Raw genomic sequence first — 13,741 nt, 5'->3', positions numbered from 1 at the left:
GGGGGCGGAAGGGGGCTTTCCTACACTCGGAGTGGAGGAAAGCCCCCTTCCAAGCGTCAGAGGTAGCCGGCGGGGCGGGTGGTGAGGATGCCTTCGCCGGCGGTGAGGCCGGGGAGCAGGCGTTGGAACTCCCGGAGCCGGGCGGTGGGCAGGACGGCGTCGACTCGGTTGGGGACGGTGGGATTCTCGGGTAGGCCGCCGTGGCGGACCAGGGTGGTGAGCACGGCGCTCAGCGACTCCTCGGGGACCTCCAGTTCCACCGCCTCCCACGGCTCGCAGACGACGGTTCCCGCGCGCCGCAAGGCTTCGGTGAGGACGATCGGGGTGAGGTTGCGGAAGTCGGCGGCGACGCTGACCGGGCTGCAGTAGCCGGTGTGGGTCAAAGTGACGACACAGTCGGGAATCTGCCAGCCGTGCAGACCCTCCCGCAGGGTGGCGCGCACGGTTTCCTCAATGGCGGTGAGGAAAGCGGCCGGCAGCGAGCCGCGTTCGGCCTCCAGGGCGAAGGTGACGCCGGGGTCGTCCGAGGGCTCGACGCGGAGCCCTATGGTGGCGACGTGCAGGGTCTCGCCCATCATGGTCACGGCGTGTCCGACGCCGGCCAGCCGTTCCACGCAGACCACCTGGGGCGTGGAAAACTCCGCCGCCACACCGAATTCGTCGTGGAGCCGAGCGGCGATGACCTCGCGCTGGACCTCGCCGTAGAGGGAGACGACGAGGCTGCCGGCGACTTGCCCGCGCCGCACGTCGATCAGCGGATCCTGGTCGGCGAGCCGGGTCAGCGCGGCGAACAGCCGGTCCGGCTCGGCCGCCGTCACCATGGTTTCCAGTGTCGGCAACCGGAATCGGATCTTCGACTCGGCCGCGGTCACGCCGAGGCGGTCACCGACACGCAGGCCGGACAGGCCGGTGATGCGGGCGATCCCGCCGGCCGGCACCCGGGCGCGGGTGCGCGTGGCGTCCAGAACCCCAGTGGCGACACCGGATTCGACTACCACCGCGCCGGAGCGGTCCCGCCGGGCGTAGGTGATCCGGTCCCGCACGGCCAGCGAACCGGAGAACAGGCGGGCGACCGCCGACCGGACGCCGTCGTACTCCACCGCGAACACCACGCCGTCGAGGTCCCCGTCCGTGTCGGAATCGACCGACGGCAGCAGGTCGACGATCGCCCGGCGCAGGGACGCCATGCCCGCCCCGGTGACGGCCGAGCCGAACAGCACCGGGTGGACGAGCCCTTGCCGGGCCTGGCGGCGGAGTTCTTCGGTCAGCAGCAAGGGATCGATACCGTCTACATAGGACCGCAAGGCCGCGTCGCTGTGTTCGGCCAGCACCTCGGCCAGGTCCAGGTCGGGCGGCAGGTCGACGACATGGGCGTCCCGAGTGCTGACCTGTACCGGCCGGTTCAGGGCAACCGTGTCCGGGCCGAGCAGGCGGCGAATGTCCTTGAGCAGATCGGTGTGCCGGGCGCCGCGCCGGTCGATCTTGTTGACGAACAGAAGGGTCGGCACGTCGGCCGCGCGCAGGGTCCGCATCAGCACGCGGGTGTGCGCCTGCACTCCTTCCACCGCCGAGAGCACCAGGATCGCGCCGTCCAGCACGCCCAGCGCCCGCTCCACCTCGGCCACGAAGTCGGTGTGCCCGGGCGTGTCGATGAGGTGCACGCGGTGGTCGGCCATGGTGAAGGCCGCGACCGCGGAACGGATCGTGATCCCCCGGCGGCGTTCCAACTCCATGCCGTCGGTGGTGGTGTCGCCGGTGTCGACGGAGCCGAGGCGGCCGATGGCGCCGGCGTCGAACAACAGGCGTTCGGTCAGGCTGGTCTTACCGGCGTCGACGTGCGCGACGATGCCGAGATTGAGCATCCGCATGCGGGTGGGTTCCTTGGGTGCGAGCGAACGACAGCGGATGGGGCCTGTCGGACACTCGGCGCATGAAACCTCCCGGATCGCGGATGGCCGCACGCTAGCAGGGCCACCCGAACCGGCGCAGCCGATTTTTGTCAGGGGGTGCAGGTAGGAAGGAGTCGTGCTCACCGATCTCGACTCCTTCATCGGGCTGCCGCGGCTGACCGGCCTGCGCCTTCGTGGCCAAGCCGCATAACGCCCGCGTCTGGCACGAGACCGTGCTGGCCTTCCTCGACCACCACGTGCGCGGCTTCCCGTGGCGGCGGCCGGGGCTGCTGGCGTGACCTAAGCTCAGGCGTATGGAGCAACGGGTATTCGGTCGCGCCAACCGCGAGGCGTCCGTGGTCGGGCTGGGCACGTGGCAGCTCGGCGCGGACTGGGGTTCGGTGGACGAACGCGACGCGCTGGCGGTGCTGGAGGCGTCGGTCGAGGCCGGCGTGACGTTCTTCGACACCGCCGACGTGTACGGCGACGGGCGCAGCGAGCAGCTGATCGGCCGCTTCCTGCGGGAGCGGCCGGACGCCGGCGTGTTCGTGGCGACCAAGATGGGCCGCCGGGAGCCGCAGGAGGTGCAGCGGTACAACCTGGACAACTTCCGCACGTGGAACGACCGGTCCCGGGCCAATCTGGGCGTGGACACCCTGGACCTGGTGCAGCTGCACTGCCCGCCGACCGCCGCCTACGCCACCGACGCGGTGTTCGACGCGCTGGACACGCTGGTCGAGGAGGGCCGGATCGCCGCCTACGGCGTCAGCGTGGAGACCGTGGACGAGGCGCTCGCCGCCATCGCCCGGGAGCACGTGGCCAGCGTGCAGATCATTCTCAACGCCTTCCGCCTCAAGCCGTTGGAGCGGGTCCTGCCGGCCGCGGCCGAGGCCGGCGTCGGCATCATCGCCCGGGTGCCGCTGGCCTCGGGGCTGCTGTCCGGGCGCTACACCCGGGATTCCGTGTTCGCCGCCGACGACCACCGCAACTACAACCGCCGGGGCGAGGCCTTCGACGTGGGCGAGACCTTCTCCGGCGTCGACTACGAGACCGGCGTCGAGGCCGCGCGGGAGTTCGCCGCCCTCGTCCCGGCCGGGGTGACGCCGGCCCAGGCCGCGCTGCGCTGGATCATCCAGCAGCCCGGCGTCACCACCGTGATTCCCGGCGCTCGCAACGTGGAGCAGGCCCGGGCCAACGCCGCGGCCGCCGCCGTGCCGGAGCTGGACGCCGACACCCTCAAGGCGATCGCCGAGCTCTACGACCGTCGCATCCGGCCGCTGGTGCACGACCGCTGGTGACTCGGCGCTGGTGACTCGGCGCTGGTGACTCGGCGCTGGTGATTTCGGGCGAAATTCCCCTAGTCTCGACGGCACGGGAAGCTCCGGGCCGTCGAGACCGTTGGGGAGGACGCAGACCGATGACCATCGATTACGCCACACAGAGCCAATTCTCCGACCCGGGCCGGCACGCCGACTGGCTGGACGGCACGCCGGCCGACTTCGCCGCCCTGCGGCCGATCGTCGACGGGCTCGTTTTTCACTTCTGGGGCAACGGAAATCCCGCCGACCACGGCTTCGAGGCCGCCCGGCTGCCGGAGATCGACCTCCGCTACGCCGAGGCCATCCTGGGCCGGCTGCGTGAGCTCAACCCCGTGCTGGAGGCGCCCCGGCCGCCCACCGAGAAGGTGCTGGGCTGCTGCCGGGACTTCACCCTGCTGTACGTCACAATGCTGCGCCACCACGGCATTCCCGCCCGCGCCCGGGTCGGCTTCGGCGACTACATGATCCCCGGCTGGCGCATGGACCACGTCGTCGCCGAGGTCTGGGACGGCGCACGCTGGCGGCTGGTGGAGACCCAGTCCTTCGCCGACGAGATCGTCGATCCCCTTGACGTGCCTCGTGATCGCTTCCTGGTCGGCCGCGACGCCTGGCGAGCCGTCCGTTCCGGCGGGCTGGACCCCGACACCTTCGTCGTCTCCCCCGACCTGGACGCTCCCCACCTGCGCGGGCTGGCCTTCGTCCGGGACCACATCGCGCTGGACATCGCCGCCCTCAACAAGCACGAGATGGTGCTGTGGGACATCTGGGGCAGCATGAGCCTGGAGACCACCGTCAGCGCGGCCGACGCCGCCCGGGCCGACGAGCTCGCCGCCCTCGACCCCGACGACACCGCCGCCATGGCCCGGGCCTTCGCCGCCGACGACCTCCGCGTGCCCCCGGTGATCCGCTCCATCAGCCCCACCACCGGCGTCCTGGCCAACGTCCCCCTGTAACGCCAGCGTCCAGCGCCAGTATCGGGCCCTTCCTGGCGTCAACGGCGGGCCTGCCGGCCGTAGTTGTTGCCGACGGCGCCGAAGAGGGAGACCGCGCAGGACCAGCCGCGGGCGCCGATCAGCTCGTCGGTGCCGGCTCACGGTCCGGCCGGACCTCCTCGACGCCGTGCGCAAACGCTTGCCATGCATCCGGAGATCGCCTTCGCCGCGGCCACCACTACGCCGGCCGGACCGTGTCGAGAACGGCGAATCGGCTCCGACCACGGGGTGAGCAGACCCGAGAGGAGCAACCGTGACCGAGATCGTCGAACCCGAGCAGTGGCTGGCCGAGCGCAAGGCGTTGCTGGCCCGCGAGGAGCAGCTGGCGGCGGCCTACGAGGCCGTCCGCGCCGCCCGCCGTGAGCTGCCGATGGTGCGGGTGGACAAGGACTACGTCTACGAGGGCGAGCACGGCAAGGCGACCCTGCTGGACCTGTTCGAGGGCCGCCGCCAGCTCATCGTCTACCACTTCATGTTCGACCCGAGCTGGGACCAGGGCTGCAAATGGTGCTCCTACCTGGTCGACAACATCGGCCACCTGTCCCATCTGCACGCCCGCGACACCACGCTGGCCCTGGTGTCGCGGGCCCCGATCGACAAGATCCTGCCGTTCCGGGAGCGGATGGGCTGGTCGCTGCCCTGGTACTCCTCGCACGGCAGCGAGTTCAACTACGACTTCCACGTGACGCTGGACGAATCGGTCACTCCGGTCGAGTACAACTACCGGCAGGTATTCGCCTCGGGCGAACAGGGCGGGGCCAGCGTGTTCCTGCGGGAGGAACAGGTCGTCTTCCATGCCTATTCGGCCTACGGCGAAGGCCTCGGCCTCGTGCACACCCTCGACAACTACCTGGATCTGACCCCGTTGGGCGGGCACTACGCCGACATGGGTTGGCTGCGTCACCACGACAGGTACTGACCCGTCCCAGATGGACGATCTACCATGGCGGACATACGGGGGTTCGCCATGGACTGGGACGTTCGCGTGCACGGCCCGCTCGACGCGGCGCACACGGTGCTGCTGCTGTCGGGCGGGTTCTCCACGGCCGAGTTCTACGCCGAGGTCGCGGCCGAGCCGAGCCTGGGCGAGATCCGGCTGATCGCGGCCACCCTGCCCGGCCACGGGGGTTCCACGCCGCCCGCGGACCCGAGCCTGACCGCCTGCGCGCACGACGCCGCCAAGCTGGCCGCCGCACACGGCTGCGATGTGGTTGTCGGGCACAGCATCGGGGCCAACGTGGCGCTGGAGATGGCCGCCGGCGAGGGTTTCACCGGCCCGATCATCCTGCTGGCGCCCAGTTTCTCGCTGCCAGACGAGATGCTGGCGCTGAGGGTGCTCGACCGTGTGGCGGCGGTGCTGGGCTCGTTGCCGTACCGGGCGGCGGTGTCGATGGCCGATGTGGCGCTCACTGTCGCCCAGCTGTCGACCGAACGTCGAAACGTGCTCGGAAAAGAGGTGCGGAAGAACAGTCCGCGCCAGCTGCGCCGCCTCGTGCACGCCTACCTGGACTACCTTCGGCGGCAGGGGTCCGTCGCCTCCCGGCTGTGCGAGACGGGCGTGCCGGCCTGGGTCGTGCACGCCGAGCAGGGCGACGGCGGGCTCACCGCGGCCGAGCGCCGCGTGCTGACCGCCTGTCCCACCACCACGGTCGTCACCGTGCCGGGCACGAGTTGGTTCCTGCCCAACGAGAAGCCCGGACTGGTCGCCGACCTGATCCTCGGAGCGCTACGTTGACCGACCCCGTGACCGTTGTCGACGCGATGGAGCGGGGCATGTCTGTCAAGTTCCTGTCGACCGGGGCCGAGACCGATCTGGTCGCGCTCAACGTGCCGGTGTTCATGGCCTCCACGCCGGCCCCGACGGCACGCGCCGATTCGTCCGGTACCGCTGGGAACCCGACGCCGGCGTGCAGCACCTGACCGCCGAGGAATCCGCCGATTGGGGGCCGGGCCACCTGCTCGACGAGCTGGTCGGCCGGTTGCCGGACTCGTTCACCCTCAAGGCGCAGTTCGCCGGGCCCGAGGACCCGACCGCCGATCCCACCCAGGCCTGGCCGGCCGACCGGCCGGAGCTCGACGCCGGCCGGCTGGAGGTGCGCGAACCGGTGGCGGACCAGGAGTTCTGGGACCGCGCGGTGTTCGACCCCACCCGGTTGGCCGATGGTCTCGAGCTGTCCGACGATCCCGTGCTGGCGTACCGGAAGCGGGCATACGCGGAGGGACACCGCCGTCGCACGGCCGGTCCGGAGTTGTCCACTTTGGAGTGACGGCTCTGCGGTACGCTGGTCCCCATGCGCGAGACCCGCATCCTGGACGCGGCCGCCGAGGTGTTCGCGACGCAGGGCCTGTCGGCCACCCTCGCCGACGTCGCCAAGCACGCGGACGTCGGCGTGGCCACCGTGTACCGGTGGTTCGCCAGCAAGGACGACCTGGTGCACGGCGTGTACTCGGCCCGGCTGGCCGAGGCCGAGGAGCTGGCCCGGGTCGCGGCGGCGGCCGCCGACCCGTGGACCGGGGTCGCGGCGTTCCTGGAGCGCACGGCGGTGGACATCGCCGCCGACAAGGGCTGGCACGAACTGCTCACGGGCGCGTACACGGAGATCCTGGGCTGCGCGCGGACGGGGCTGGTGGATCTGGTCGATGCGGCCCAGCGCCGCATCGACCAGCACGTGGCCGCGCTGGTGGGCCGGGCCAAGGAGAGCGGGCAGCTGCGGGCCGACTTCGAGCCCTCGGACCTGATGCCGCTGGCGCTGTCGGCGCAGGCCGCCGGCGAGGCGCACCAGCGGGCCGTCGGTTTTCTGTTGGACGGCCTGCGGGTCGCGCGGGACCGGCCCAGCGCGCTGCCCGCGCCGACCCAGCGGGACCGGGATTCGGTGACGCTGGACCGGATGCGCCGGGCCGGCTCGCGGCCGCCGTTGCGGGGCCGGCAATCCCCGTCGCAGCTGGACGTGATCGTGCGGACCGCGCTGGAGCTGCTGGACGAGTCCGGTTTCGAGGCGGTGACGCTGCGCGCGGTGGCCTCGCGGATCGGGGTGCGGCTGAACACCGTGTCCTGGCACGTGAAGACCAAGGCCCGGCTGCACGACCTGATGGCCGACGCGGTGCTGGCCGAGATCGACCTGGACGGCCTGCCCGACGGCTGGCGGGAGCGGGTCAGCGCGCTGGCCCACCGCTACCGGCGGGCGCTGCTGTCGCACCGGGACGGCGGGCGGCTGGTGGCCGGCACGTTCGGGGCCGAGCCGGCGACGCTGGCGGCGGCGGAAACCCTTGTCGCGGCGCTGCTGGACGGCGAGCTGCCGGCCCCGGCGGCCGCATGGACGTGCTGGACGATCATCTACTTCACCCTCGGCCTGGTGCAGGAGGAGCAGGGTTCCCCCGGCGAGCTGGCCGACCAGGTGACCCGGACCAGCCAGTTCCCGTCCCTGGCCCGGGTGGTGCCGCATCTGGTGGACGCCGACTACGAGAGCCGGTTCCGGTTCGGGCTGGACCTGATCCTGACCTCAGCCACCCAGTGCCCGGTCCCGTTGACCGCGGCGCACGCCTAAAATGACCGCCCCGGACAGCACGGCGCCGACGGCCATCATCGCCGCCATCGGCAGCACGCCGTTCTGGAACAGGCCGGCCAGCGGGGAAATCAGGGCGCCCAGCGCGAACTGCGCGGCCCCGAGCAGCGCCGAGGACGCGCCCGCGCTGGCGCTGCCCAGCTCCTGGGCGATCGTGGTGATGGCGGGGAAGATCAGGCCGATGCCGGCGACCGCGCCCATCAGACACAGCCAGCTGGCCAGGAAAACGCCGCCGGTGGCCACCGTGACCACCAGGTGCGCGATCGTGGCCACGGCGGTGACGGCCAGGCCGACGCCGAGCAGGGCGCGCGGCGAGACCTTGCCCGACAACGCGCCGAACACGCTGCTGGCGATCAGCATCGCCACCGCGTTGCCGGCGAAGAGCACCGTGTACAGCTCGACGCCGGTGCCGAAGTACTGCTCGAACACGAAGCTGGAATCGCTGACGTAGGTGAACATCGCGGCCGAGGTCAGCGCCATCATCAGGATGTAGCCGGCGAACGCCCGGTTGTGCAGCAGGTCCGCCATGGCGGCGAAGGAGGCGCGAACGCCGCCGCCGGTACGCCTTTCCGGCGGCAGGGATTCCGGCACCCAGCGCGCCACCGACAGGGCCAGCGCCAGGCTGACCACGGCCAACAGCACAAAAACGTAGCGCCAGGAACCCCACGCCACCACCGCGCCGCCCAGCGCCGGGGCGACCACCGGGGCCACGCCCACGACCACGCCGAGCACCGCGTAGTAGCGACCCCGTTGCGCGCCTTGGAACCGGTCGGACACCACGCTGCGGGCCAGCACCGGCCCGGTCGCGCCGAAGAAGCCAGCCAGGAACCGTGCGGCGTCGAAGACTTCGATGGTCGGTGCGAACACGCAGACCGCCGAACACGCCGCGGCCAGCAGCGCGCCGCCGATCAGCAGCGGGCGGCGGCCGAACCGGTCGCCCAGCGGGCCGAACAGCAACTGCCCCACAACCAGGCCGAGCAGGAAGCCGGTCACCGAGAGCTGGGCGGCCGAGGTGGTCGCGCCCAGCGAGCGGGCCAGATCCGGCAGGCCCGGCACGTACATGTCGATGCCGAGCGGGCTGACCGCGCACAGCGCGCCCAGCGTGACCACGAACCCGAGGGACCGCTTCGTCTTCGGTCCTTCGGTTCGAACGGTCATAGGTGCTCCCGGAGGAAGTCGACGCTCAGGCCGACCACCTCTTCGGTGGACCACGGCAGCGCGTCCTCGGGCCGGCCCAACAGGATGGCGAGATCGCCGTGACCGGTGCCCTCGATGACGTAGCGCGTGCTGTCCACACCGGCCGCGCGCAGGGCGTTGTGCAGCTTGAGGGTCTGCGACGGGGAGATGATGGCGTCGGCGCTGCCGTGCCAGAGCTGGAAGGCCGGGGCGTCGGCGGTGATGTGGTTGAGCGGGTTGGCGTCCGGCACCGCGTCGTGCACGGTCTTGGTGGTGCCGGGGCCGTGCAGGTACTGCGCGAGCGGGTGGCCGGGAATGCCGATGCCGGCCTTGGACTCGTCGTCGAAGTCGTCGGCGACACCGGCGAAGTCGATCGCGCCGAACTTGGTGACCACGGCCTTGATGTTCAGGTCGGGCTCCAGCCCGGCCCGGGTGACCAGGTAGCCGCCGGCGGACTCGCCCCACAGCGCCACCTTCGCCGGGTCGATGCCGTACTTGTCGGCGTTGGCCCGCAGGTGCTCGACCGCGGCCCGCACCTGGGCGATGCCGTCGGTGTAGGCCCCGCCCTGGAGCACCGTCTGGTACTCGATGGTGGCCACCGCGAAGCCGTTCTCGGCCAGGTAGTTGCGCAGCCGCAGGCCGTTGGACTTGTCGGCCATGATGAAGCCGCCGCCGGTGGCGTAGACGACCAGCGGCCACGGGCCGGCGCCCTCGGGCACGAACAGGTCGTACTTCAGGCCGGGCTCGGCGTAGGGGACGTCGGTGTAGGTGGTCAGCGGGGTGTCGCGGAGCTGGATCTGGCGCTGCACGTCGGGCTTGAGCACCGTGCTGGTGCTGGTGTCGGAGGGGGCGATGCTGGTCGCCTCGCGGATCTGCGGTCGGGTCACGTCTGCTCCTTCTTCCGATATGCGGAATAGTTATTCCGCATATCGTCGAGCGTAGCATCGCGCCGGCTCGCGCGCGCGGAAGGTGTGGTCAGCGTCCCACCCTCGTGTACCGGTGCTTGACACCCACCGGGAAGTACTCCGGGTCGCCGGCCGGCCGCAGCGCCACCTCGGGCAGCTGCCGCTCGGCCGGCACGTAGTGGGCGAACTCGCTGTTCAGGCGGAGCAGCTGGTCCCGGATCGAGGCCGCCACCGCCGTCGCGTCGCCGGTCCGGCCCGGGGCCAGCTCGACCGTGACCTTCAGCCGGCGGTCCCGGTTGTCGTCCTCCACCGCCTCCAGCACGAACTTGCCGGTGACGAAGTCGCTGATGCCCGGCTGCTCCAGGCCCACCGTCACGTTCTCCGGATAGACGTTGGCGCCGAAGAACGACACCGTGAACAGCGACCGTCCGAACACGAAGACGAACGGCAGCCGCTCGCCCGGCTCCGGCTCGAACCCGTTGCGGCGACAGAACTCCAGCATCTCCTCGGGCCCGATCAGGCCGCCCTCGTCGGCGATGTGGTAGCGGATCAGCGGAATCCCGTTGTCCCCGCTGAACAACAGCGTGCCCTCATGGGTTTCGAAGTAGCGGCTGCCCGGGTCGTACTGAACCAGCGTCGGCAGCCGCGAGTCGCCGAACAGCTCGCGGGCCAGATCCGGGCGGCCGGCCAGAAAGCGACGGATGCTCACCGACTGCGCCGTCTCGTTGCCCAGCACCCCCGCGTCGGCCGTGCCGTACAGCGAGGCCACGTGCCGGACCGGGTCCTCGATGCTCGCCCGCTTGGACACCAGGTCCCGCCACTGCTCGCTGAACACCTCCCCCGCCAGCACCAGTTTGACGTTGTGGCGCTCCCAGTGCTCGCCCGAGTCGATCACGTCCTTGACGAACGGCGGGTAGCCCAGCAGCACCGTCTGGTCGAAGTGCGGGGCCAGCTCCGGGATCACCCGCAGGATCTCGGCCTTGTTGTTGCCCGGGGCCACCGAGGTGATCCGGTAGCCGCTCTCGGCCAGATGCCGCACGCAGGCCAGCGTGAACAGGCCGCCCACCCAGGTGCCCAGCGGGAAGCAGACCACCGCCAGCGTGCTCCTGCCGGCGGCGTCGAACCCGTCCCGGAAGATCTGCTCGAACCTGCGGGCGATGTGCCGCTCGTCGGTCACCGACCGTGGCCAGACCGTCGGCTCCCCGCTCGACCCCGAGGACACGGCGATCATGTCGCACCCGTCCAGCCGCCCCTGCCGGCACAGCTCCGGCAGCGGGTACCGCCGGTGATAGGACTCCTTGTCCAACATCGGAAGCTCGGCGAAATCGGTCACCGCCGCCGGATCGATTCCCCGCTCCGCGAGAAACCGTCGATACGCCGGCACCGTCGCCGCCACGTCCCGGAACAGCCCCATCGGCCCGTTGTCCACCCCGCCGACCCTACCGCCCGGTCCTAGGATGAGCTGTGGCCGGCGTGGTGATCACCAACCTGCTGCTGTACCTCGTTTTGGCGATGGTGCCGGCGGCCGCCTGCTGGCTGATGCTGCACGGCCCCGACCTCCACGACTGGCTCCGCCGACGCCGCCGCGGCCCCACCCCCTCCGGGCCCGCCATCCAGGACCTCGCCCGCAACCTCCGCCGCGTGCACCGCACCCTGCTCGACTTCCAGCCCGGCACCCCCGCCCTGCGCCGCCTCGCCGCCCGCCAGGCCTACGACGACCTCCTCCGCCAGGCCTGCCGCGCCCTGTCCATCGAGCACCGCCTCGACGAGGTCCCCGAAGGCATCGACAAGGACATCGAACGCCTCCGCGTCGAGGAGTCCCTCCGCCGCGCCGGCCTCCAGATCCCCTGACACACGCGAGTCACGTTCTCGGGCTGGCGAGTTCCGTCCTCGGGCCACCCGCCCACGCTGGAAGTGGCCCGGGGGGCGGAACTCGCGGGGTTTCTTGATCGACTGTGGCGAGCAGCCCCCGTTTCAACGCTACTCGGTGAAGCTGGCAGGGGCGGTTGTCGCTAGTCGAGACGTGCTGCCAGGTTCGGTCGCTAGGCTTGATTCGGGGGCTGCTCAGCGCCGTCAGCTGGTGGCGATGTCGTTGGCGGCGACGTAGCCGAAGGTCATCGCCGGGCCGATGGTGGAGCCGGCGCCGGCGTAGCTGTGGCCCATGACGGCGGCGCTGGCGTTGCCGGCCGCCCACAGGCCCTTGATCACGGAGCCGTCGGCCCTCAGCACGCGGGCGCGCTCGTCGGTGAGCATGCCGCCCTTGGTGCCGAGGTCGCCGGGAACGATCTTGAAGGCGTAGAAGGGGGCCTCCCACAGGGGCGCCAGGCAGGAGTTGGGGAACACGCCTGGATCGGTGAAGTAGTGGTCATAGGCGCTGCGGCCGCGCGAGAAGTCGGAGTCGGCGCCGCTGAAGGCGAAGCCGTTGAAGCGGTCGACGGTCGCGCGCAGGGCCGCCGGCGGGAGGCCGGCCTTGGCGGCGAGGTCCTCGATGGTCCAGGCGTTGAGCACGGCGCCGGACTGGTACCAGGCGTCGGGGAAGGGCAACGCGGGCAGGACATCGCGGAAAAGGTAGCGGTTGCGGTAGTTCTGGTCGGTGATGAGCCAGGCGGGAATGTCGGGCGCGGCGGGGTTTCTGTTGTACATGACGTGCACGACATCGCTGTACGGAGCGGCCTCGTTGACGAAGCGGGAGCCGGCCTGGTTGACGATGAGGCTGCCGGGCAGGGTCCGCTCGGACAGGCAGAAGTACGGCTCGTCGGGCAGCGGAATCGCCGGGCCCCACCAGGAATCCTCCATCAGCCCCAGTGCGGCCCCGACGCGGATCCCGGCCTGGATGCCGTCGCCGGTGTTCTCCTTGGCCCCGACGGTCCACGCGGTGCCGATGGGCTGCTGCTGGTACTGGTGACGCATGGCGGCGTTGTGCTCGAACCCGCCGGAGCCGACGATCACGCCGCGCCGGGCCCGCACCAAGCCGGGAACTCCGTTGCTGGACACGACAACGCCGGTGACGCGGTCGCCCTCCACGTTGAGGTCGGTGAGCGCGGTGTTGAGCCACACGGGCACGTTCGCGCCCATCAGCCCGGCCCGAAGACCGGCGGCCAGGGCCTGGCCCATGGTCAACGGCTTCTGCCCGGCGGCGGTGGCCGACAGGTAGCGGCCGACGCAGCCGGCCGAGACGGCGAAGCCCTTTCCGTTGACAGTGGCCAGGTTCAGCCACTTGTACTCGGCGCTGAACACGACGAGTCCGGCCGGCACGGGAAGATAGGGCGGGTTGAGGTTGGCCAGTTCCGCGCCCAACAGGTTGCCGTCGAACATGTCCGGCTCGATCGAGCGGCCGTCGGGCAGGCCGCCGGGCAGCTCGGGGTAGTAGTCGCTGTAGCCCTCCATCCAGCGGAACCGCAGCGGGCTGTTGGCCATCACGAACGCGATCATCTGCGGACCGTTGTCCAGAAAGGCCTTCTGCCGCACCGGGGACGAGCCGTCGCCGACCACCGCGGCCAGGTACTGCGCGCCCTTGGCGTAGGTGTCGGGCACGCCGGCGGCCAGCACCACCGGGTTGTTGGGGATCCAGATGCCGGCGCCGGACCGGGCGGCGGAGCCGCCGAAGGTCGGCGCCTTCTCCACGACCACACAGCTCAGGCCCCGCCTGGCGGCGGTGAGGGCGGCGGTCATGCCGGCCGCGCCGGCGCCGACGACGACCACGTCGTACTCCCCGAGCACGGGCAAAGCGCTTGCGCCGGCTGGAAAACGGCTCAGCAGGGTGGTGGCGACGGCGAGACCCGTGCCGCGCAGGACGGTGCGGCGCGAGAGGGATTCGGGCATGGGAACAGGCCTCCATCGACGGTGATGGGACCTGGACATGATCCCGAATTTCCCGGGACCGTCGACCAACTCAAC

General features: G+C 71.1%; 13 protein-coding genes. 8 read left to right on the top strand and 5 right to left on the bottom strand.

Features of this window, described 5'->3' with window-relative positions:
- Window positions 1-56: 56 nt before the first annotated feature.
- Window positions 57-1,868, bottom strand: coding sequence for a GTP-binding protein (locus tag ACIG5F_RS25545; protein WP_396521503.1), 1,812 nt, complete (start codon window positions 1,866-1,868; stop codon window positions 57-59).
- Window positions 1,869-2,203: 335 nt separating this feature from the next.
- Here ACIG5F_RS25545 and ACIG5F_RS25540 point away from each other — a divergent pair, with 335 nt between their 5' ends.
- The 7 genes from ACIG5F_RS25540 to ACIG5F_RS25510 all read left to right on the top strand — a co-directional run bounded on the left by ACIG5F_RS25540 (window position 2,204) and on the right by ACIG5F_RS25510 (window position 7,745).
- A complete protein-coding gene (locus tag ACIG5F_RS25540; protein WP_396521501.1) occupies window positions 2,204-3,187 on the top strand; it encodes an aldo/keto reductase in 984 nt (327 codons plus the stop codon).
- Between the two features lie 119 nt (window positions 3,188-3,306).
- Complete coding sequence (locus ACIG5F_RS25535) at window positions 3,307-4,161, top strand: transglutaminase-like domain-containing protein (RefSeq protein ID WP_396521499.1); 855 nt, start codon at window positions 3,307-3,309, stop codon at window positions 4,159-4,161.
- A gap of 292 nt (window positions 4,162-4,453) precedes the next feature.
- Window positions 4,454-5,119 (top strand): DUF899 domain-containing protein, encoded by a 666-nt coding sequence (locus ACIG5F_RS25530; RefSeq protein WP_396521497.1) that lies wholly within the window; start codon window positions 4,454-4,456, stop codon window positions 5,117-5,119.
- Between the two features lie 24 nt (window positions 5,120-5,143).
- On the top strand, window positions 5,144-5,935 hold the full coding sequence (locus ACIG5F_RS25525; protein ID WP_396521495.1) for an alpha/beta fold hydrolase: 792 nt from the start codon (window positions 5,144-5,146) through the stop codon (window positions 5,933-5,935).
- A 38-nt stretch (window positions 5,936-5,973) separates the two neighbouring features.
- Window positions 5,974-6,120, top strand: a complete 147-nt coding sequence (locus tag ACIG5F_RS25520) for a hypothetical protein (protein ID WP_396521493.1) — start codon at window positions 5,974-5,976, stop codon at window positions 6,118-6,120.
- On the top strand, window positions 6,108-6,467 hold the full coding sequence (locus ACIG5F_RS25515) for a catalase (RefSeq protein WP_396521491.1): 360 nt from the start codon (window positions 6,108-6,110) through the stop codon (window positions 6,465-6,467). Before ACIG5F_RS25520 ends, ACIG5F_RS25515 begins: the two co-directional genes overlap by 13 nt.
- A 24-nt stretch (window positions 6,468-6,491) precedes the next feature.
- Window positions 6,492-7,745: a TetR family transcriptional regulator gene (locus ACIG5F_RS25510; RefSeq protein ID WP_396521489.1), complete on the top strand. Its 1,254-nt coding sequence runs from the start codon at window positions 6,492-6,494 to the stop codon at window positions 7,743-7,745.
- Here the strand turns inward: ACIG5F_RS25510 and ACIG5F_RS25505 are convergent.
- The 3 genes from ACIG5F_RS25505 to ACIG5F_RS25495 all read right to left on the bottom strand — a co-directional run bounded on the left by ACIG5F_RS25505 (window position 7,701) and on the right by ACIG5F_RS25495 (window position 11,273).
- Complete coding sequence (locus tag ACIG5F_RS25505; protein ID WP_396521488.1) at window positions 7,701-8,921, bottom strand: Bcr/CflA family efflux MFS transporter; 1,221 nt, start codon at window positions 8,919-8,921, stop codon at window positions 7,701-7,703. The two genes, ACIG5F_RS25510 and ACIG5F_RS25505, sit on opposite strands and share 45 nt — an antisense overlap.
- Window positions 8,918-9,826 carry a prolyl oligopeptidase family serine peptidase gene (locus ACIG5F_RS25500; protein ID WP_396521486.1) on the bottom strand — a complete coding sequence of 303 codons (909 nt, stop codon included), beginning with the start codon at window positions 9,824-9,826 and terminating at the stop codon, window positions 8,918-8,920. The genes ACIG5F_RS25505 and ACIG5F_RS25500 overlap by 4 nt, the downstream gene beginning before the upstream one ends.
- Before the next feature lie 88 nt (window positions 9,827-9,914).
- A complete protein-coding gene (locus ACIG5F_RS25495) occupies window positions 9,915-11,273 on the bottom strand; it encodes a phenylacetate--CoA ligase family protein (protein WP_396521484.1) in 1,359 nt (452 codons plus the stop codon).
- A gap of 35 nt (window positions 11,274-11,308) precedes the next feature.
- On the opposite strand from ACIG5F_RS25495, the gene ACIG5F_RS25490 reads away from it, so the two are divergent.
- Window positions 11,309-11,695, top strand: coding sequence for a hypothetical protein (locus ACIG5F_RS25490; protein ID WP_396521482.1), 387 nt, complete (start codon window positions 11,309-11,311; stop codon window positions 11,693-11,695).
- A gap of 222 nt (window positions 11,696-11,917) precedes the next feature.
- On the opposite strand, the gene kstD is transcribed toward ACIG5F_RS25490, so the two are convergent.
- Window positions 11,918-13,666 carry a 3-oxosteroid 1-dehydrogenase gene (kstD, locus tag ACIG5F_RS25485; RefSeq protein WP_396521480.1) on the bottom strand — a complete coding sequence of 583 codons (1,749 nt, stop codon included), beginning with the start codon at window positions 13,664-13,666 and terminating at the stop codon, window positions 11,918-11,920.
- Window positions 13,667-13,741: the final 75 nt, after the last annotated feature.

This window comes from Kutzneria sp. NPDC052558 (genome assembly GCF_044547355.1).
Taxonomy (GTDB): domain Bacteria; phylum Actinomycetota; class Actinomycetes; order Mycobacteriales; family Pseudonocardiaceae; genus Kutzneria.
Note: the sequence above shows the minus strand (reverse complement) of the source record. Positions and strands in the feature narration are given on the sequence as shown.